The sequence below is a fragment of the Streptomyces sp. NPDC059895 genome (assembly GCF_042731035.1).
GTDB lineage: Bacteria > Actinomycetota > Actinomycetes > Streptomycetales > Streptomycetaceae > Streptomyces.
This window is the reverse complement of record NZ_JBHWKO010000006.1, coordinates 225,466-245,160: the sequence shown is the minus strand read 5'-3', so window position 1 is coordinate 245,160 and position 19,695 is coordinate 225,466. Positions and strand designations below refer to the sequence as shown.

Below are 19,695 nucleotides of genomic sequence, written 5' to 3'. Positions count from 1 at the left end.
CCAAGGTCGCACGGGACCGAGAAGGAATTAGTACGACAAGCCGATAAAAGACCTGCTTCACCCCTCTGGGTGATCTATTGACCTATTTGCCTGGGAAGTCCATGCTTCGCCTTTACTCTGCATTACGATCTGTTTACTGAACGTTGATTCATCATCCCGCCACTGCACGCCGTGACCCACGGCCGCGACCACCCCCGCCACCCGCGGGGGACCACCTGTTCCGCGACCGCGCTGCCCGGAGGAGACGGGAACATGTCAGCCTGCGTCCCCACCCGCACGTCCGACTCGACGCACACCCGGCGCGTCCACCCCCCACACAGCCCCCCACCGCCCCGGCGGCGCCGCTTCCATATCGACGGCGCCGACGTGTCCGCCTCGATCGCGGTCTTCCTGATCGCCCTGCCCCTGTCCCTCGGCATCGCACTCGCCACCGGCGCGCCCCTGCAAGCCGGTCTCGTCGCGGCCGCCGTCGGCGGGATCGTCGCCGGGCGGCTCGGCGGTTCACCGCTCCAGGTCAGCGGCCCCGCCGCCGGACTGACCGTCGTCACCGCCGACCTCATCCACCGCTACGGCTGGCGGACGACGTGCGCCATCACCGTCCTCGCCGGCCTCGCCCAGCTCGGCCTCGGCTGCCTGCGTGTGGCACGCGGCGCACTCGCCGTCAGCCCCGCGATCGTGCACGGCATGCTCGCCGGCATCGGCGTCACCATCGCCGTGGCCCAGCTCCACATCGTCCTCGGCGGCAGCCCGCAGAGCTCCGTCCTCGACAACCTCCGGGCACTGCCGGCCCAGTTGGCGGACCTCCACCCCGCCGCTGTCGCCGTCAGCGCCCTCACCCTGGTCCTGCTGCTGCTCTGGCCGCGCCTGCCCGGCCGGGTGGGCCGGCTGCTGCGCACGCTGCCCGCGGCGCTCGTCGCCGTCGCCGGGGCCACCGCGACCGCCGCACTCGCCGACCTGACCCAGCCCAGGGTCGAGCTGCCGTCGTGGAGAAGTCACGCCCTGGCCGGACTGCCCGAGGGACCGGTGCTCGGTCTCATCACGGCCGTGCTCACCATCACGCTGGTGTGCAGTGTGCAGTCACTGCTCGGCGCGGTCGCCGTGGACAAGCTGATCGCCTCCCGCCCCGGGCTGTCCGCCCGGGTCGGCCGCTCCGACCTCGACCGTGAACTGCTCGGGCAGGGCGCCGCCAACATCGCCTCCGGCGCACTCGGCGGACTGCCCGTCGCCGGCGTGGCCGTGCGCACTACCGCGAATGTCCACGCCGGTGCGGTGAGCCGGAACTCCACGATGCTGCACGGCGTTCTCGTAGTAGTCGCCGCGCTGCTGATGGTCCCGGTCCTGGAGTTCATCCCGCTCGCCTCGCTCGCCGCCCTGGTGATGGCCGTCGGCATCCAGATGGTGTCCCTGCACCACATCCGCACGGTGACCCGCCACCGAGAGGTTCCGGTGTACGCCGTCACCACCCTCGGCGTGGTGGTCCTCGGCGTCCTCGAGGGCGTGGCGTTGGGGATCGCCGTGGCTGTCGCCGTCTCCCTGCACCGCCTCGCCCGTACTCGCATCACCCACGACGAGAAGGAAGGAGTCCATCACTTGCACGTACGAGGACAGTTGACGTTTCTCGCGGTGCCCCGGCTCAGCCGGGCCCTGCACCTGGTGCCCCACGGCACCCCGGTCGTGGTCGAGTTGGACGGATCCTTCATGGACCACGCGGCGTACGAGACCCTGCAGGACTGGCAGAAGACGCACACCGCGCAGGGAGGTACCGTCGAACTGACCGGCCGCAGCCCCGGCAGCGGGGTGAAGGTCGCCGAGCCCACCGCCGCCGAGGCTCCAGACTCCGACCCGGTGACCGGCGACCCCAGAGCCGGCTGCCGATGCCGCCCCTGGACGCCTTGGCGCAACCACCAGTGCGAGGTTCCGCCGTCCGCGCCCTCGTCCACACCCTCGTCCTCACCCGTCGACGGGACCGAAGGGAAGCCGGAGGGGCGGCCGTCGATCGGGAAAGCGGGCATCCGTCCGGACGGACCCACCACATCCGACGCGCGCGAGGAGGCAGGCGGTTCGGAGGCCACCACACCGATGTCCGAGGAGCCGCCCGCCCCGGGCAGAGACACCGGCTCCGAACCGGCCACCCCGGGCAGAGCCACCGGCCCCGAACCGACCGCTCCGGGCAGATCGGCCGACTCCCAACCGGCCACCCCCACCAGGTCCACCGGCTCCCAACCGACCACCCCGGCCAGGTCCGCCGACTCCGAACCGACCACCCCGGCCAGATCTGTCGAAACCGAACCGACCACCGCAGCCAGATCCGCCGATACCGAACCGAGCGCACACCAACTCGTCCGTGGAATCAACGCGTTCCACCGGAACACCGCGCCGCTGGTGCGAGGTGAACTCGCGCGACTGGCCCGCGAGGGGCAGCAGCCGTCCCAGCTGTTCCTCACCTGCGCCGACTCACGACTGGTCACGTCGATGATCACCTCCAGTGGTCCCGGCGACCTGTTCGTCGTGCGGAACGTGGGCAACCTGGTTCCGCCGCCCGGTGAGGAGAGCGGGGACGACTCGGTGGCGGCCGCCATCGAGTACGCGGTGGACGTGCTCAAGGTGCGGTCCATCACGGTGTGTGGGCACTCCGGGTGCGGGGCCATGCAGGCGCTCATCGCCTCCGAACCGGGTGTTGAGCAGACGCCGTTGAAGCGATGGCTGCGGCTCGGGCTGCCGAGCCTGGAGCGGATGGCCGACGCCGGCCGCCCCTGGGTCCGGCTGGCCGGGCGGGCGCCCGCCGACGCGGTCGAGCAGCTCTGCCTGATCAATGTGGTCCAGCAGCTGGACCATCTGCGCGCCCATGAGTCGGTGGCCCGCGCGCTGCGGGCCGGGGCGCTGGAGCTCCACGGGATGTACTTCCACGTGGGCGAGGCACAGGCGTATCTGCTCACCGAGAGAGACAAGAACGACGGCGAGGTGTTCGACCACGTGGGGGTGATGGACGTGTCGGCATGAACCCGGTGCCGGTGTGCGGCCCCCGTCGGGGCGGGGTCGCACGCCGGCTCCGTCACCGGCCCGGTGCAGCGGTCACAGCTTCACCGGGACGCAGGGGCGACAGCCTGCCCTTGACCGCGTGAACGGTTCCGGTTCCGGCCATGCCGGATTCCCGGCATGTCGGGTTCCGTAGGTGTCCTAGATCCCAGCGACTGGTGGCACCCCTCAGACCGCCACTCCCGCCCTGTCCGCTGCTCACTCGGGCTCCCCTCGCCTGGCCGGTGCTTCACTCGCCCTCGGGTGGGGATGTGAAAGGCGTCACTGAGGCTGAACTCGGCCCGGTCGGCGTCCGTGGCTACGGATGACCCCCGGCCGACGGGCGGGGCCGGCCACGGGAAACGAGCCGAGAACACAGTCCACAGGTCTAAACCAATTGTCCGTCGCCCCTTGTCACCGGGCCCCCGGGTCTGATGAGGTGTGGCCTGGGACACAACGGACACCCTGCGAGAGGGAGATGTCGTGAGCAAGAAGAGCCTGGCCAACCTGCCCGGGAAGGAGAGGGAACAGTGAGCGATTCGTCCTCCCTTTCCAACCTGCTCAAGGAGGAGCGCAGGTTCGCGCCCCCCGCCGACCTGGCGGCCCACGCCAATGTGACGGCGGAGGCGTACGAACAGGCCAAGGCTGACAGGCTCGGCTTCTGGGCCGCGCAGGCCCGCCGGCTGACCTGGGCCAAGGAGCCGACGGAGACGCTGGACTGGTCGAACCCGCCGTTCGCCAAGTGGTTCAAGGACGGCGAGCTCAACGTCGCGTACAACTGCGTGGACCGGCACGTGGAGGCGGGGCACGGCGACCGGGTCGCGATCCACTTCGAGGGCGAGCCCGGCGACAGTCGCGCGATCACCTACGCCGAGCTCAAGGACGAGGTCTCCCGGGCCGCCAACGCCCTGCTGGAGCTGGGGGTCCGCAAGGGCGACCGGGTCGCCGTCTACATGCCGATGATCCCCGAGACGGCGGTCGCGATGCTGGCGTGCGCCCGTATCGGCGCCGCGCACTCGGTCGTCTTCGGCGGTTTCTCGGCGGACGCGCTGGCGACCCGTATCCAGGACGCCGACGCCAAGGTGGTCATCACGGCGGACGGCGGCTACCGGCGCGGCAAGCCGTCCGCGCTCAAGCCGGCCGTCGACGAGGCGGTCGCCAAGGTCGACAATGTCGAGCACGTGCTCGTGGTCCGCCGCACCGGCCAGGACGTCGCGTGGGACGGCGGCCGCGACCAGTGGTGGCACGAGATCGTCGGGCGGCAGTCGGCGGAGCACACGCCGGAGGCGTTCGAGGCCGAGCACCCGCTGTTCATCCTCTACACCTCCGGCACCACCGGGAAGCCGAAGGGCATCCTGCACACCTCCGGCGGCTACCTCACCCAGACCGCCTACACCCACCACGCCGTCTTCGACCTGAAGCCGGAGACGGACGTGTACTGGTGCACCGCCGACGTCGGCTGGGTCACCGGGCACTCGTACATCGTGTACGGGCCGCTGGCGAACGGCGCGACGCAGGTCATGTACGAGGGCACACCGGACACCCCCCACCAGGGCCGCTTCTGGGAGATCGTCCAGAAGTACGGCGTGACGATCCTGTACACGGCGCCTACCGCGATCCGTACGTTCATGAAGTGGGGCGACGACATCCCCGCGAAGTTCGACCTCTCCAGCCTGCGCGTCCTGGGGTCCGTCGGGGAGCCGATCAACCCCGAGGCCTGGATCTGGTACCGCAAGCACATCGGCGCGGACCGCACCCCCGTCGTCGACACCTGGTGGCAGACCGAGACCGGCGCGATGATGATCTCGCCACTGCCGGGCGTCACCGAGGCCAAGCCCGGATCGGCCCAGCGCCCGCTGCCCGGCATCGCGGCGACCGTCGTCGACGACGAGGCGAACGAGGTGCCCGACGGCGGGGGCGGCTACCTGGTCCTCACCGAGCCGTGGCCGTCGATGCTGCGCACCATCTGGGGCGACGACCAGCGCTTCCTCGACACGTACTGGTCGCGCTTCGAAGGCAAGTACTTCGCCGGTGACGGCGCGAAGAGGGACGACGACGGCGACATCTGGCTGCTGGGCCGGGTGGACGACGTGATGCTCGTGTCGGGGCACAACATCTCCACCACCGAGGTGGAGTCGGCGCTGGTCTCCCACCCGGCGGTGGCCGAGGCGGCCGTCGTCGGCGCGGCGGACGAGACGACGGGGCAGGCGATCGTCGCCTTCGTGATCCTGCGCGGTACTGCGTCGGAGGACGAGAGCCTCGTCAACGACCTGCGCAACCACGTCGGCGCCACCCTCGGCCCCATCGCCAAGCCGAAGCGCATCCTCCCGGTGGCCGAACTGCCGAAGACCCGCTCCGGCAAGATCATGCGCCGCCTGCTGCGGGACGTCGCCGAGAACCGTCAGCTCGGTGACGTCACCACGCTCACCGACTCCACGGTCATGGATCTCATCCAGGCCAAGCTGCCGGCCGCACCGAGCGAGGACTGAGCGGCCATGACGGCCGAGCGTGACGAGCGCGAACGTCGACCGAGCGCGACGGCTGAGCACGAGGGCCGAGCGTGACAGCTGAGCGTGACGGCTGAGCACGGCGGCCGAGCGTGACGAGCGCGAACGGCGGCTGAGATCGTCGACGGAGAGCGGCGGCTGAGAACCGCGACGGGTGCCCGGGTACGACTGAGAACGTCGCACCCGGGCCCCGGCCCCGGGGGCCGGTGCACCACCGGGTGCCCCCCTTCGCGCCCGCCACGGTGGCCGCAGAGCCCCTCTCCATGCCCATTGCGTAAAATAAGCAAATAGGTGCGCCGGGAAGTCTGGTCGGCAGGTGTTCCGTCCTGCCCACCGACCGGAGGTCTCGCCCCGTGACCGCGCCGCCCCGCACTCCCGCCCCCCGCAAGGTCCTCGGACGGCTGTCCCTCCCCGAGCGGACCTTCGTCGCGGACGCGCTCCGCACCGAGACCGTCGGCGGTGTGCTCCTGCTCGTCGCCGCCGTCGCCGCACTGGTCTGGGCGAACGTCCCCGCCCTGCACGACAGCTACGAGAGCGTCAGTCACCTCCACCTCGGCCCCGAGGCCCTCGGCCTGAACCTGTCGATCGCGCACTGGGCCGCCGACGGCCTGCTCGCCGTCTTCTTCTTCGTCGCCGGCATCGAGCTCAAGCGTGAGCTGGTCGCCGGTGACCTGAGGGACCCCAAGGCCGCCGTGCTGCCCGTGGTGGCGGCTCTGTGCGGTATGGCCGTACCGGCGCTCGTCTACACCCTGACCAATCTCACCGGCGGCGGATCGACCGACGGCTGGGCCGTGCCGACCGCCACCGACATCGCCTTCGCGCTGGCCGTACTCGCCGTCATCGGCACCTCGCTGCCGAGCGCCCTGCGCGCCTTCCTGCTCACCCTCGCCGTCGTCGACGACCTGTTCGCGATCCTGATCATCGCCGTCTTCTTCACGGAGTCCCTCGACTTCGCCGCACTCGGCGGTGCGGTCGCCGGCCTGGCACTGTTCTGGCTGCTGCTGCGGGCGGGCGTGCGCGGCTGGTACGTGTACGTTCCGCTCGCGGTCGTCGTCTGGGCCCTGATGTACAACAGCGGCATCCATGCCACCATCGCCGGCGTCGCCATGGGCCTGATGCTGCGCTGCACCCGCCGGGAGGGCGAGGAGCACTCCCCGGGTGAGCGCATCGAGCATCTCGTACGCCCCCTCTCCGCGGGCCTCGCCGTTCCACTGTTCGCCCTGTTCAGCGCCGGTGTGGCGATCTCGGGCAACGCGCTCGCCGACGTGTTCTCCCAGCCGGAGACCCTCGGTATCGTCCTGGGGCTCGTCGTCGGCAAGACGGTCGGCATCTTCGGCGGGTCCTGGCTCACGGTCCGGTTCACCCGGGCCTCCCTCAGCGAGGACCTCGCCTGGGCGGACGTCTTCGCCGTCGCGTCGCTCGCCGGCATCGGCTTCACCGTCTCCCTGCTCATCGGGGAACTGGCGTTCGAGGGCGACGCGGCCCTCACCGGAGAGGTCAAGGCCGCCGTCCTGACGGGCTCGCTGATCGCGGCGTGCCTGGCGACCGTCCTGCTGAAGGTGCGCAACGCCAGGTACCGCCGGATGAGCGAGGAGGAGGAGCGCGACGACGACCTCGACGGCATCCCTGACGTCTACGAAGAGGACGATCCGGCGTACCACCTGCGCATGGCCGCAATCTACGACCGCAAGGCCGCCGAACACCGCCGGATCGCCGAGGAGCAGGTTCGGGCGACGTCCGGAGCGCCGGCCCCTGGAACCACCCATGAGACCCCCGAAGCCAGCCCCTGATACCCGGGACACCCGGGCCCCTGAGACCCCCGAAGCCAGCCCCTGAAACCGACCCCGGGACCCCCGAAGCCAGCCCCTGAAACCGACCCTGGCCCCCCGGAAACCGGCTCCTGGGCCCCTGAAACCGACCCTGGGACCCGGAAGCCGGTCTCGCGGTCCGGCGGCTCAGGGACCGCCCCCGCAGTCGGCCCACGGGCCCGCGCAGGACGGCGGCCGGGCGTCCGGGCGGCGGAAGCCCGCCCTCCGTGCGTCCGGCACACGCCACGGGCCGGCCGAAGTCCCGGGCGGGGCGGGCGAGGAGGGCGGCCGTCCGGCATGATCTGACGGGACGGTACAAAAGACGGGACCGTACGCAGTCAGGCAGAAGACGGCGGAACCGTACAAGACGAGGGAGACCGCGATGAGCGCACCCGACGGCAGCCCGGTCGGCGCCGAACGAAGCATCGGCCAGCTGTTCGCGTCCGCGACGACCGAGTTGTCGGCGCTGGTGCACGACGAGATCGCGCTGGCGAAGGCGCAGCTCAGGCAGGACGTCAAGCGGGGCGCGACGAGCGGCGGCGCGTTCTCGCTGGCCGGCGCGATCCTCCTCTTCTCGCTGCCGATGCTGAACTTCGCCCTCGCCTACGGCATCCGGACCTGGAGCGGCTGGAATCTCGCCGTCTGCTTCCTGCTGTCGTTCGCGGCCAACGTCCTCGTGGCCCTGGTCCTCGTGCTGATCGGCGTCGTCTTCGCGAAGAAGGCCAAGAAGGGCAAGGGTCCGCAGAAGGTCGCCGCCTCCGTGAAGGAGTCCGCGGGCGTGCTGCAGAAGGCGAAGCCGCACCCGCGGCCCGAGCTCGCGCAGGACCGGGCCCCGCAGGCCATCGAGGCTGTGGCACGCTCGTCGTCATGACGGACCCCGCGACGCCTTCGGCGCAGCCCGCCCCGGTGCCCCCCACCGCAGTCGTACGACCCGACCTGGTCGACGGCAGAAAGGTGACCCACCGGGAGGTCGCCGCGAACGGCGCGCGCTTCCACATCGCCGAGCTGGGCGACGGCCCCCTCGTGATGCTGGTGCACGGCTTCCCCCAGTTCTGGTGGACCTGGCGGCACCAGCTGACCGCGCTCGCCGACGCGGGCTTCCGGGCCGTCGCCATGGACCTGCGCGGCGTCGGCGGCAGCGACCGCACCCCCCGCGGCTACGACCCCGCCAACCTCGCCCTCGACATCACCGGCGTGATCCGCTCCCTCGGTGAGCCGGACGCCGCGCTGGTCGGCCACGATCTGGGCGGCTACCTGGCGTGGACGGCGGCCGTCATGCGCCCCAAGCTGGTACGGCGCCTCGCGGTCGCCTCGATGCCGCACCCCCGCCGCTGGCGCTCGGCGATGCTCACCGACGTCCGGCAGACCGCCGCAGGCTCGCACATCTGGGGGTTCCAGCGGCCCTGGATCCCGGAGCGGCAGCTGACCGCGGACGACGGGGAACTGGTGGGCCGGCTGATCCGGGAGTGGTCCGGGCCGCGGCCGCCGGAGGAGGAGGCGCTGGAGACGTACCGGCGCGCGATGTGCATCCCGTCCACGGCGCACTGCTCGGTGGAGCCGTACCGGTGGCTGGTGCGGTCGCTGGCCCGGCCGGACGGCGTCCAGTTCTACCGGCGCATGAAACGGCCCGTGCGCGTGCCGACGCTGCACCTGCACGGCTCCCTCGACCCGGTGCTGCGCACCCGCAGCGCGGCCGGCTCCGGGGAGTACGTCGAAGCGCCCTACCGCTGGCGGCTGTTCGACGGGCTCGGCCACTACCCGCACGAGGAGGACCCGGTCGCCTTCTCCACCGAACTGGTCAACTGGCTGAAGGATCCCGAGCCCGATCGGTGACCCGGTCGGTGACCCGGTCGCCGCGTCCGGTATCCGGAGGATGAACACCTGTTCTACGAACAGCCAATTGCCCGGCGCATAGGCCAATTGGCTGCCCTCCGGGCGGTTATCGACCTTGGGGCGAGGGCAGACGTCGGTGTATGGGCTGGACGCACGACTACAGTGACGCAGCACGCACCCGCCGCTCGGCCACGGGCCTGAGCCCCCACGAGCGAGGTTACGCGCCGCAAGGCGGCGGCGACCTCCGCGTGGGCATTCCGCGCATCCTGCGCCGCCGGGCCCGTTGGGTCTCGGTACGCCTGCGTCACCCGCGCGGCTGACCGACCGCCCCACCACGACACACCCCGCGACACGCCTCCTGCGGGTCCATCCCGTCCGGCCCCGTGCGGCGCCGTCCTGACGCCCCCTGGCCGGGCACGGCTGCTCCCCACCGGTCGCACCTGCCGCAGGCGCGCCCACACCGGGCGGGCACCACCCGCACCGGTCATGCGCGACGCCAGGCAGGCACCATCTGCACCAGTCGTGCGCGACGCCAGGCAGGCACCACCCGCACGGGACGCAGGCGCGCCGACGCCGGGCAGGCACCACCCGTACGGGTCATGCGCACAGGGCACCCGCACCCCGGACCCTGCACCCCACACCCCGCACCCCGCACCCCGCACCCCGCACCCCGCCCAGGGCATCCGGCGCGGACACGGCACCCGTGGGGCGTGTCTCGGGGAGTACGGCACGCCTCTCGCGGGGCGGCACGCCGGGCGCGCCCCATGCGGGGCAGTGCGCCGCAGCGCCGGCCGCCCGCGGACACGTCCCGCGAGGGTGCGGCACCGCGGCGCGGGTGAGAGGCCGGGGTCTCCCCCGGGTACGCCCGCAGGGAGGGCGGGCCCGGCCTTCGGGCACGCTCCCTGCGGCGGGGACTACAACGCGCAGTTGTCGCTGTCGACTTCCTGGCCGGCGGTGCGCCCCTGTTCGATGTCCTGCTGGATCTCGCCCGCGGTGAGCGCATAACCGGTGTCGGCGTCGTCGAGGGACTTCGCGAAGACCACGCCGTACACCTTGCCCTCCGGGGTGAGCAGCGGGCCGCCGGAGTTGCCCTGGCGGACGGTCGCGTACAACGAGTAGACCTCGCGGCCGACGGTGCCGCGGTGGTAGATGTCGGGGCCGTTGGCCGTGATGCGCCCGCGTACGCGCGCGGCACGGACGTCGTACGACCCGTTCTCGGGGAAGCCGGCGACGATCGCGCTGTCGCCGCTCGCCGCGTCCTCGGTGGTGAACTCCAGGGCGGGCGCGTCGAGGTCCGGTACGTCCAGGACGGCGATGTCGCGCTTCCAGTCGTACAGCACGACGATGGCGTCGTACTTGCGGCCCTCGCCGCCTATCTGGACGGTGGGCTCGTCGACGCCGCCGACGACGTGCGCGTTGGTCATGACGCGGCGCTCGTCGAAGACGAAGCCGGTGCCTTCCAGGACCTTGCCGCAGCTCTCCGCGGTGCCCATGACCTTGACGATGGAGCGCTGCGCGCGCGTGGCCACCGCGCTGCCCGCGAGCGCCGGGTCGGGCGGCTGGACGTCGGTGATCGGCTCGTTGGAGAACGGGCTGAAGACCTGCGGGAAGCCGTTCTGGGCGAGGACGGAGGAGAAGTCGGCGAACCAGTTGTCGGCCTGGTCGGGCAGTGCCCGGGAGACCCCGTGCAGGACCGTGGAGTTGCGGACCTCCTTGCCCAGCGTGGGCAGGGTGGTGCCGGCGAGCGCGGAGCCGATCAGCCACGCCACGAGCAGCATGGCGACGACGTTGACGAGGGCGCCGCCGGTGGCGTCCAGCGCGCGGGCCGGGGACCAGGTGATGTACCGGCGCAGCTTGTTGCCGAGGTGGGTGGTCAGGGCCTGACCGACGGAGGCGCAGACGATCACCACGACGACCGCGACGACGGCGGCCGTCGTACTGACCTCGGCGTTGTCGGTCAACGCGTCCCAGATGACGGGCAGCAGGTACACGGCGACGAGGCCGCCGCCCAGGAACCCGATCACCGACAGGATGCCGACGACGAAGCCCTGGCGGTAGCCCACCACCGCGAACCACACGGCCGCGACCAGCAACAGGATGTCCAGCACGTTCACGAGGGACACCCTGTCATGACCGCCAGTCGAGCGGGACCTGCTTCTCGTGGTCCCAGGGCAGCTCCCATCCCGCGTAGTGCAGCAGGCGGTCGATGAGTCCGGCGGTGAACCCCCATACGAGGGCGGAGGCGACCGTGAACGCCGGACCGCTGTGGCCCGAGGGGTGCAGGGCCATGGCGCGGTTCGCGGGGTCCGTGAGATCGGCCACGGGGACCGTGAAGACGCGGGCCGTCTCGGCGGGATCGACCACGCCGACCGGGCTGGGCTCCCGCCACCAGCCGAGGCACGGCGTCACGACGAAGCCGCTGACCGGGATGTACAGCTTGGGCAGCACGCCGAAGAGCTGCACACCGGCCGGGTCGAGGCCGGTCTCCTCCTCGGCTTCCCGCAGCGCCGCCCGCAGCGGCCCGTCGCCGTGCGGATCGCCGTCCTCCGGGTCGAGAGCACCGCCGGGGAAGGAAGGCTGCCCCGCGTGCGAGCGCAGGGAGCTGGCCCGCTCCATGAGCAGCAGCTCCGGGCCGCGCTCGCCCTCCCCGAAGAGGATCAGCACGGCCGACTGCCGTCCCGCGCCGTCCTCCGGCGGCAGGAACCGGCTCAACTGGCGCGGCTCCACCGTCTCCACGGCCCTCACCACCGGCTCCAGCCAGCCCGGCAGCCCCGCCTTGCTGACCGTCACCTGCCCGCCGTGCGTGTCACTCGCCCTCGTCACCGAGACACCACCCCCGTCCTGCCGAGTCCAACGCCCGAGCCCCCGTAGATCGTTCCGCGGCGCGTGCCGCTGCCAGGGCGTCCGGGGGCGGGGCAGGGAGCCGTCGCCGGGGCCGTGGAAGGGGCGCGTGGGCGGCCGCGGGCCGGGGCGCGGTCCCGTGGCCCGCCCCTCCCGTCATCCGGCCCCCAGCGGGGGCGCCGGCCGGCCGCCCGCGTCCAGGTAGGCCTGGGGCGGGTTCAGACGCTGGCCGGGGAAGCCGCCCTTCTCGTACTTCAGGAGCTTCGTCGCCTTCTCCGGGTCCGTCTCGCCCTCGCCGTACGCCGGGCAGAGCGGGGCGATGGGGCAGGCGCCGCAGGCGGGCTTGCGGGCGTGGCAGATGCGGCGGCCGTGCCAGATGACGTGGTGGGAGAGGTCGGTCCAGTCGCTCTTGGGGAAGAGCGCGCCGATCTCCGCCTCGATCTTGTCGGGGTCGGTCGCCTCGGTCCACTTCCAGCGCCGCACCAGCCGCTGGAAATGCGTGTCCACGGTGATGCCGGGCCGGCCGAACGCGTTGCCCAGCACCACGAAGGCGGTCTTGCGGCCGACGCCGGGCAGCTTGACCAGGTCCTCCAGCTTCCCGGGGACCTCGCCGTCGAACTCCTCCACCAGGGCCTTGGACAGCCCAATCACCGACCTGGTCTTGGCCCGGAAGAAGCCGCACGGCCGGAGGATCTCCTCGACCTCCTGCGGGTCGGCGGCGGCCAGGTCCTCGGGGGTGGGGTACTTGGCGAAGAGGGCGGGGGTGGTCTGGTTGACCCGCAGGTCGGTGGTCTGCGCGGACAGGACCGTGGCGACCAGCAGCTGGAAGGGGTTCTCGAAGTCCAGTTCGGGGTGGGCGTAGGGGTAGACCTCGGCGAGCTCGCGGTTGATCCGACGTGCGCGGCGGACGAGAGCCGTACGGGACTCGGGCTTCCGCGCCGCGGACGCCGCCTTTCCCCGCGGAGCCTTGGCGGCGGCGGTCTCGGCGGAGGGGCTGCGGGCGGAGGGGTTCTTGGCAGAGGGGTTCTTGGCAGAGGGGTTCTTGGCGGAGGCGGTCCTGGCGGCGGGGCTCTTGTCCGAGGCGGTCACGGCGGAGGCGGTCCCGGCGCGCGGGGGCTTCCCGGCCGACGGCCCGGCAGGCGTTTTCTCCACAGGCTCTTTCTCCACGGGCGCTTTCTTCATAGGCGCCTTCTTCGTCACCTTCGCCGCTTTCTCACCCTCACCGGACACCTGTTCGCCCACAGCGGAATCCCGTCGTACAACCACCGCTCCAGCCCCCTCGGCCTGCGCTCTCACCGGCGTTCTGGACACCCGGCCAGCCTAAAGCCCACCGCCGACATCCGCCTTGGCCTCGGAGGATCAGCCCCCGATTGGACCCCTGCCGCTTACCTCGGGACACCTGTACGGCATCCTTGTGACAGATCACACTGTTTGGACCGTCCGGCAAAATGGGGAACACGGTCCCCTGGCAGACAGGGGAGCAAGATCCCCTGAGCAGGTCGACAAGGAGAGAACTCGTGGACGACGTTCTGCGGCGCAACCCGCTCTTCGCGGCTCTCGACGACGAGCAGGCCGCGGAGCTGCGCGCCTCCATGAGTGAGGTGACCCTCGCCCGTGGCGACTCCCTGTTCCACGAGGGCGACCCGGGCGACCGGCTCTACGTCGTCACCGAGGGCAAGGTCAAGCTCCACCGCACATCCCCGGACGGCCGGGAGAACATGCTGGCGGTGGTCGGCCCCAGCGAGCTGATCGGCGAGCTGTCGCTCTTCGACCCCGGCCCGCGCACGGCGACCGCCACCGCGCTGACCGAGGTGAAGCTGCTGGGCCTCGGCCACGGCGACCTCCAGCCCTGGCTCAACGCCCGCCCCGAGGTGGCGTCCGCGCTGCTGCGCGCCGTCGCCCGGCGCCTGCGCAAGACCAACGACGCCATGTCGGACCTGGTCTTCTCGGACGTTCCCGGTCGCGTCGCCCGCGCCCTGCTGGACCTCTCCCGCCGCTTCGGCGTGCAGTCCGAGGAAGGCATCCACGTCGTCCACGACCTCACGCAGGAGGAGCTGGCCCAGCTGGTCGGCGCCTCCCGCGAGACGGTCAACAAGGCACTCGCCGACTTCGCCCAGCGCGGATGGCTGCGCCTGGAGGCACGCGCGGTGATCCTGCTGGACGTGGAGCGGCTCGCCAAGCGGTCGCGCTGACCGACGCGACACCGACCGACACGGACGCGACACCGCACCGACCGACACCGACGCGACACCGCACCGACCGACACCGACGCGACACCGCCCGCCCCCGACCGTGGGCGGGCGGCGCGCCGCCGGCCTCGGCACGTGCCCTAGCTAGATGAGCCCGTGCTCCTCCAGGTACTCCATCTGCGCCCGTACGGACAGCTCGGCGGCCGGCCACAGGGAGCGGTCCACGTCGGCGTAGACGTGGGCCACGACCTCCTCGGCGGTGCGGTGGCCGTTCTCGACGGCTGTCTCGACCTGGGCGAGACGGTGGGCGCGGTGCGCGAGGTAGAACTCGACGGCGCCCTGGGCGTCCTCCAGGACGGGACCGTGGCCCGGGAGGACCGTGTGGACGCCGTCGTCGACCGTGAGGGACCTCAGCCGCCGCAGGGAGTCCAGATAGTCGCCCAGACGGCCGTCGGGGTGGGCCACGACCGTCGTCCCGCGGCCGAGGACGGTGTCACCGGTCAGGACCGCGCCGTCGGCCGGGAGGTGGAAGGACAGGGAGTCGGAGGTGTGGCCGGGCGTCGGGACGACCCGCAGCTCCAGCCCGCCGACGGTGATCACGTCACCGGCGCCCAGCCCCTCGTCGCCGAGCCTCAGCGCCGGGTCCAGGGCCCGCACCTTGGTGCCGGTCAGCTCGGCGAAGCGGGCGGCGCCCTCGGCATGGTCGGGGTGGCCGTGCGTGAGCAGGGTCAGGGCGACGCGCCGGCCGGCCTTCTCGGCGGTGTCGACGACCGCGCGCAGATGGCCCTCGTGGAGCGGCCCCGGGTCGATCACGACGGCCAGGTCGGAGTCCGGCTCGGCGACGAGCCAGGTGTTCGTGCCGTCCAGCGTCATCGCGGAGGCGTTGGGCGCCAGGACGTTGACCGCGCGGGCGGTCACGGGACCGGAGAGGACCCCGCCGCGAGGCCGGCCGGGAAGGGCTGCTGCGTCCGTCATGCAGGGGCTCCACCTGTGGGGATGTGTGTGGTGAACTCGACGTGGCCCGGCCAGGTCAGCACGACCTCGCCGTCGTCGAGGCGCGCCCGCGCCAGTACGGGCGTGAGATCGCGCGCGGCGGCGCCCGACACGGCCTCGGCGGCCGTGGCACAGGACGCCAGCTGGCGCAGGGTCGCGATGGTGGGCGGCATCATCAGCAGCTCGCCGTCGTCGTACGCGGCGGCCGCGTCCGCCGGCCGGATCCAGACCGTGCGGTCGGCCTCCGTGGAGACGTTGCGGGTGCGCTGCCCCTTCGGGAGCGCGGCGACGAAGAACCAGGTGTCGTAGCGGCGGGGCTCGAACTCCGGGGTGATCCAGCGCGTCCAGGCGCCCAGGAGGTCGGAGCGCAGCACCAGTCCGCGGCGGCCGAGGAACTCCGCGAAGGACGTCTCCCGGGCGACCAGGGCGGCCCGGTCGGCCTCCCAGTCGGCGCCGGTGGTGTCCCCGACGACGGAGTCGGCGGCCGGCCCGGCGAGCAGGACCCCCGCCTCCTCGTACGTCTCCCGTACGGCCGCGCAGACGATCGCCTGGGCCCCCGCCTCGTCCACTCCGAGCCGCTCGGCCCACCACGCGCGCGTGGGTCCCGCCCAGCGCACGTGACGGTCGTCGTCGCGCGGGTCGACTCCCCCGCCCGGATAGGCGTACGCCCCGCCGGCGAAGGCCATGGAGGCGCGTCTGCGCAGCATGTGGACGACGGGACCGCCGTCGGTGTCCTTCAGCAGCATGACGGTGGCCGCGCGCCTCGGCACGACCGGCTCGAGGCTCCCGTCCGCCAGCGCGCGGATGCGGTCCGGCCAGTCCGCGGGAAACCACTGCCCATTCGCCATGGCCGGAGGCTATCCCGTGGTGCGTGAATGTTCGAGAGGTGCCTGAGGGAACTCCCAAGGCGCCCAGGACGCGCTGAGCGGGCACTGGGCGGGCGCAGAGCACACCGCTGGGGGAGTGGGGGGTTGGGCGGGCGCCGGGGGCCTGGCGGCGCCCGCGGGAGCCGGCCGCCCCCGATCAGGCCCTGAGGGGCGGGAACGCCACCCCGAGCGCCGTGGAGGCCGATGCGCTGAGGCCGACAACCGCCCGCCCTCCCATCACCGGCGGCCGACGAACCACGGGCGGCAGCCGTCCGACCACCAGCGGCCGACGAACCACCGGCAGACGGCAAGACCACCGGCGGCCGACGAGACCACAGGCAGACGGCAAGACCACCGGCAGACGGCCGCCGCCGCCTGCAGTAGGAGCGGCCGCCGCCTGCAGTAGGAGCGGCCGCCGCCCGTAGTAGGAGCGGCCGCCGCCCCTGCTACGCCAGCTCGACCTGGATCTCCACCTCGACCGGCGCGTCCAGCGGCAGCACCGCGACGCCCACCGCGCTACGCGCGTGCACGCCCTTGTCGCCGAGGACCTCGCTTAGCAGCTCGCTCGCGCCGTTGAGGACGGCGGGCTGGCCGGTGAAGTCGGAGGCCGAGGCGACGAAGCCGACGACCTTCACCACGCGCGCGATGCGGTCCAGGTCGCCCGCGACCGACTTGACGGCGGCCAGGGCGTTCAGGGCGCAGGTGCGGGCGAGGTTCTTGGCCTCCTCGGGGGTGACCTCCGCGCCGACCTTGCCGGTCACCGGCAGCTTGCCGTCCACCATCGGCAGCTGGCCGGCCGTGTACACGTACGGCCCGGACTGCACGGCGGGCTGGTAGGCCGCCAGCGGCGGGACGACCGCCGGCAGGGTCAGGCCCAGCTCGGCGAGCCTCGCCTCGACGGCGCTCACGCCTTCTCCCGCTTCAGGTAGGCCACGAGCTGCTCGGGGTTGTTCGGTCCGGGCACGACCTGGACGAGCTCCCAGCCGTCCTCGCCCCAGGTGTCCAGAATCTGCTTCGTGGCGTGGACGAGCAGCGGCACGGTTGCGTATTCCCACTTGGTCATGGGCCGACTGTATCCGCTGTGGACGGGGTGACCCGTCGCAGGCCACGTGGCCGATTGCCGCCCATACGCAGGGGCGGGCGCACCCCGTTGTCCACAGCCTCCCGATTGGCCCGGGCGCCGACTGGTTACGCTCGAAGACGTGAGCAGGCTCCAGGTCGTCAGCGGCAAGGGCGGGACCGGAAAGACGACGGTCGCCGCCGCACTCGCGCTGGCCCTCGCGACCGAGGGGAAGCGGACGCTTCTCGTCGAGGTCGAGGGCCGGCAGGGCATCGCGCAGCTCTTCGAGACGGAAGCGCTGCCTTATGAGGAGCGGAAGATCGCCGTCGCTCCCGGGGGCGGGGAGGTGTACGCCCTCGCCATAGACCCCGAACTGGCACTTCTGGACTACCTCCAGATGTTCTACAAGCTGGGCGGTGCCGGACGGGCCCTGAAGAAGCTCGGCGCGATCGACTTCGCCACGACCATCGCGCCCGGTGTGCGGGACGTCCTCCTCACCGGCAAGGCGTGCGAGGCGGTGCGCCGCAGGGACCGCAGCGGGCGGTTCGTGTACGACTACGTCGTCATGGACGCCCCGCCCACGGGCCGGGTGACCCGCTTCCTGAACGTCAACGACGAGGTCGCCGGACTCGCGAAGATCGGCCCCATACACAATCAGGCCCAGGCGGTGATGAGGGTGCTGAAGTCGTCGGAGACGGCGGTGCACCTGGTGACGCTGCTGGAGGAGATGCCCGTCCAGGAGACCGCGGACGGCATCGCCGAACTGCGCGGGGCGGGGCTGCCGGTGGGGCGGGTCGTCGTCAACATGGTGCGGCCGGAGCTGCTCGACGCGGACGGGCTGGAACTCCTGCGGACGGTGGGCCGTTCCTCTGTCGCACGGTCGCTGTCGGCCGCGGGACTCGGCGGGGCGCGGCGCGGCGGGCACGCCGAGCGGCTGGTCGACCCGCTCCTGACGCAGGCCGAGGAGTACGCCGAGCGGTACGCGCTGGAGCACGAGCAGCGGTCCGTCCTGGCCGACCTGGACCTGCCGCTGCACGAACTGCCGCTGCTCGCCGAGGGCATGGACCTCGCGGGCCTGTACGAACTCGCCACCGAGCTGCGGAAGCAGGGGATGTCATGAGTCCGGACCAGACTCACGACCAGGGGAGCACCCGGCACGGCCTCTCCCCCGCGCGCGTGCTGGACGTCGACCTGCTGCTCGACGATCCGGGCACGCGCATCGTGGTGTGCTGCGGCTCGGGCGGCGTCGGCAAGACGACGACGGCGGCCGCGCTGGGCCTCAGGGCCGCCGAGCGGGGCCGCAAGGTGGTCGTCCTCACCATCGACCCGGCGCGCCGGCTCGCGCAGTCCATGGGCATCGACTCGCTCGACAACACCCCGCGCCGGGTGAAGGGCGTCGAGGGCGACGGCGAGCTGCACGCGATGATGCTCGACATGAAGCGCACCTTCGACGAGATCGTCGAGGCGCACGCGGACCCGGAGCGGGCGGCCGCGATCCTGAGCAACCCCTTCTACCAGTCGCTCTCGGCGGGCTTCGCGGGCACGCAGGAGTACATGGCGATGGAGAAGCTCGGGCAGCTGCGCGCCAGGGACGAGTGGGAGCTGATCGTCGTCGACACGCCGCCGTCCCGTTCGGCGCTGGACTTCCTGGACGCGCCCAAGCGGCTCGGGTCCTTCCTGGACGGCAAGCTGATCCGCGTCCTGCTCGCGCCCGCCAAGGTCGGCGGCCGCGCGGGGATGAAGTTCCTGAACGTCGGCATGTCGATGATGACCGGCGTCCTCGGCAAGCTGCTCGGCGGTCAGCTGCTGAAGGACGTGCAGACCTTCGTGGCGGCGATGGACTCGATGTTCGGTGGCTTCCGTACGCGCGCGGACGCGACGTACAGGCTGCTCCAGGCGCCCGGGACGGCGTTCCTGGTGGTGGCGGCTCCCGAGCGGGACGCCCTGCGGGAGGCGGCGTACTTCGTGGAGCGGCTGGCCGCCGAGGACATGCCGCTGGCGGGCCTGGTCCTCAACCGGGTCCATGGCAGCGGCGCCGCCCAGCTGTCCGCCGAGCGGGCGCTCGCCGCCGCCGAAAATCTTGAAGAGCCCCGCATTGTGGATCAGGACGGCGGGAAGGCTGGATTTCGTAACTCTCCCGACACGTACGGCAGTTCGGCATCAGAGACCCCCGACTCCCCCGGCCCGGCCGGCTCCCCCGACTCCCCGGTGGACGGGTCGCCTGCGCCCGAGGCCTCGACAGCCCAGCCCACGGCACCGCGCTCCCCCGCGCCCCGGTCGCCGGCCTCCACGTCCGACTCCCCCGCGGACGCGGATCGGGCCGTCGACGATCTCACCGCGGGCCTGTTGAGGCTGCACGCCGAGCGCATGCACCTGCTCTCCCGCGAGCAGCGCACCCGGGACCGCTTCGCCGCACTCCACCCCGAGGTCGCGGTCACCGAAGTGGCCGCACTGCCCGGCGACGTCCACGACCTCGTGGGGTTGCGGAACATCGGTGACCGGCTCGCGGCCAACCGGCCGGAGCTGCCCGAGGCGGCCGACGGATGAGTCGACTGCCGACGGACGAGTCAACTGACCACAGCT

Annotated in this window: 16 protein-coding genes; 9 read left to right on the top strand and 7 right to left on the bottom strand. The window is 72.2% G+C overall.

Annotation, left to right across the window (positions count from 1 at the left end; genetic code table 11):
- The first annotated feature begins 252 nt into the window (after positions 1-252).
- The 6 genes from ACFV9M_RS10085 (at position 253) to ACFV9M_RS10060 (ending at position 9,483) form a co-directional block, all read left to right on the top strand.
- The gene (locus ACFV9M_RS10085; RefSeq protein WP_385065459.1) at positions 253-3,000 is read left to right on the top strand and encodes a SulP family inorganic anion transporter; all 2,748 of its coding nucleotides are present in this window, start codon (positions 253-255) and stop codon (positions 2,998-3,000) included.
- Between the two features lie 545 nt (positions 3,001-3,545).
- Positions 3,546-5,504: an acetate--CoA ligase gene (gene acs / locus ACFV9M_RS10080; RefSeq protein ID WP_385065461.1), complete on the top strand. Its 1,959-nt coding sequence runs from the start codon at positions 3,546-3,548 to the stop codon at positions 5,502-5,504.
- 371 nt (positions 5,505-5,875) lie between these two features.
- On the top strand, positions 5,876-7,312 hold the full coding sequence (nhaA, locus tag ACFV9M_RS10075; protein WP_385065464.1) for a Na+/H+ antiporter NhaA: 1,437 nt from the start codon (positions 5,876-5,878) through the stop codon (positions 7,310-7,312).
- Between the two features lie 400 nt (positions 7,313-7,712).
- Entirely contained in the window at positions 7,713-8,201 is a 489-nt protein-coding gene (locus ACFV9M_RS10070; RefSeq protein WP_385065467.1) for a phage holin family protein, read from the top strand.
- Positions 8,198-9,163, top strand: coding sequence for an alpha/beta fold hydrolase (locus tag ACFV9M_RS10065; protein WP_385065470.1), 966 nt, complete (start codon positions 8,198-8,200; stop codon positions 9,161-9,163). The genes ACFV9M_RS10070 and ACFV9M_RS10065 overlap by 4 nt, the downstream gene beginning before the upstream one ends.
- Positions 9,164-9,303: 140 nt before the next feature.
- Positions 9,304-9,483, top strand: a complete 180-nt coding sequence (locus ACFV9M_RS10060) for a hypothetical protein (RefSeq protein WP_385065472.1) — start codon at positions 9,304-9,306, stop codon at positions 9,481-9,483.
- Positions 9,484-10,077: 594 nt separating this feature from the next.
- On the opposite strand, the gene ACFV9M_RS10055 is transcribed toward ACFV9M_RS10060, so the two are convergent.
- The 3 genes from ACFV9M_RS10055 to nth all read right to left on the bottom strand — a co-directional run bounded on the left by ACFV9M_RS10055 (position 10,078) and on the right by nth (position 13,186).
- On the bottom strand, positions 10,078-11,277 hold the full coding sequence (locus ACFV9M_RS10055; RefSeq protein ID WP_385065475.1) for a MarP family serine protease: 1,200 nt from the start codon (positions 11,275-11,277) through the stop codon (positions 10,078-10,080).
- 13 nt (positions 11,278-11,290) lie between these two features.
- Positions 11,291-11,986: an NUDIX hydrolase gene (locus tag ACFV9M_RS10050; protein WP_385065478.1), complete on the bottom strand. Its 696-nt coding sequence runs from the start codon at positions 11,984-11,986 to the stop codon at positions 11,291-11,293.
- A 174-nt stretch (positions 11,987-12,160) separates the two neighbouring features.
- Positions 12,161-13,186, bottom strand: a complete 1,026-nt coding sequence (gene nth / locus ACFV9M_RS10045; protein ID WP_385065481.1) for an endonuclease III — start codon at positions 13,184-13,186, stop codon at positions 12,161-12,163.
- Positions 13,187-13,521: 335 nt separating this feature from the next.
- Here nth and ACFV9M_RS10040 point away from each other — a divergent pair, with 335 nt between their 5' ends.
- On the top strand, positions 13,522-14,196 hold the full coding sequence (locus tag ACFV9M_RS10040) for a Crp/Fnr family transcriptional regulator (protein WP_133928442.1): 675 nt from the start codon (positions 13,522-13,524) through the stop codon (positions 14,194-14,196).
- 141 nt (positions 14,197-14,337) lie between these two features.
- On the opposite strand, the gene ACFV9M_RS10035 is transcribed toward ACFV9M_RS10040, so the two are convergent.
- The 4 genes from ACFV9M_RS10035 to ACFV9M_RS10020 form a co-directional block, all read right to left on the bottom strand.
- Positions 14,338-15,168 (bottom strand): MBL fold metallo-hydrolase, encoded by an 831-nt coding sequence (locus ACFV9M_RS10035; protein ID WP_385065484.1) that lies wholly within the window; start codon positions 15,166-15,168, stop codon positions 14,338-14,340.
- Positions 15,165-16,034 (bottom strand): NUDIX hydrolase, encoded by an 870-nt coding sequence (locus tag ACFV9M_RS10030; RefSeq protein WP_385065487.1) that lies wholly within the window; start codon positions 16,032-16,034, stop codon positions 15,165-15,167. Before ACFV9M_RS10030 ends, ACFV9M_RS10035 begins: the two co-directional genes overlap by 4 nt.
- A 464-nt stretch (positions 16,035-16,498) precedes the next feature.
- Entirely contained in the window at positions 16,499-16,960 is a 462-nt protein-coding gene (locus ACFV9M_RS10025; protein WP_385065490.1) for a RidA family protein, read from the bottom strand.
- Positions 16,957-17,115: a DUF4177 domain-containing protein gene (locus tag ACFV9M_RS10020; RefSeq protein ID WP_003967454.1), complete on the bottom strand. Its 159-nt coding sequence runs from the start codon at positions 17,113-17,115 to the stop codon at positions 16,957-16,959. The genes ACFV9M_RS10025 and ACFV9M_RS10020 overlap by 4 nt, the downstream gene beginning before the upstream one ends.
- 139 nt (positions 17,116-17,254) lie before the next feature.
- Here ACFV9M_RS10020 and ACFV9M_RS10015 point away from each other — a divergent pair, with 139 nt between their 5' ends.
- Positions 17,255-18,232, top strand: coding sequence for an ArsA family ATPase (locus ACFV9M_RS10015; RefSeq protein ID WP_385065494.1), 978 nt, complete (start codon positions 17,255-17,257; stop codon positions 18,230-18,232).
- Complete coding sequence (locus ACFV9M_RS10010; RefSeq protein ID WP_385065497.1) at positions 18,229-19,659, top strand: ArsA-related P-loop ATPase; 1,431 nt, start codon at positions 18,229-18,231, stop codon at positions 19,657-19,659. The genes ACFV9M_RS10015 and ACFV9M_RS10010 overlap by 4 nt, the downstream gene beginning before the upstream one ends.
- Positions 19,660-19,695 lie beyond the last annotated feature (36 nt).

What these genes read in the sequence shown, in the direction of transcription:
- nth (WP_385065481.1), bottom strand. Translation starts at nt 13,186, where the DNA reads ATGAAGAAAGCGCCCGTGGAGAAAGAGCCTGTGGAGAAAACGCCTGCC.
- ACFV9M_RS10030 (WP_385065487.1), bottom strand. Translation starts at nt 16,034, where the DNA reads ATGGCGAATGGGCAGTGGTTTCCCGCGGACTGGCCGGACCGCATCCGC.
- ACFV9M_RS10020 (WP_003967454.1), bottom strand. Translation starts at nt 17,115, where the DNA reads ATGACCAAGTGGGAATACGCAACCGTGCCGCTGCTCGTCCACGCCACG.
- ACFV9M_RS10060 (WP_385065472.1), top strand. Translation starts at nt 9,304, where the DNA reads ATGGGCTGGACGCACGACTACAGTGACGCAGCACGCACCCGCCGCTCG.
- ACFV9M_RS10065 (WP_385065470.1), top strand. Translation starts at nt 8,198, where the DNA reads ATGACGGACCCCGCGACGCCTTCGGCGCAGCCCGCCCCGGTGCCCCCC.
- ACFV9M_RS10035 (WP_385065484.1), bottom strand. Translation starts at nt 15,168, where the DNA reads ATGACGGACGCAGCAGCCCTTCCCGGCCGGCCTCGCGGCGGGGTCCTC.
- ACFV9M_RS10010 (WP_385065497.1), top strand. Translation starts at nt 18,229, where the DNA reads ATGAGTCCGGACCAGACTCACGACCAGGGGAGCACCCGGCACGGCCTC.
- ACFV9M_RS10085 (WP_385065459.1), top strand. Translation starts at nt 253, where the DNA reads ATGTCAGCCTGCGTCCCCACCCGCACGTCCGACTCGACGCACACCCGG.
- ACFV9M_RS10070 (WP_385065467.1), top strand. Translation starts at nt 7,713, where the DNA reads ATGAGCGCACCCGACGGCAGCCCGGTCGGCGCCGAACGAAGCATCGGC.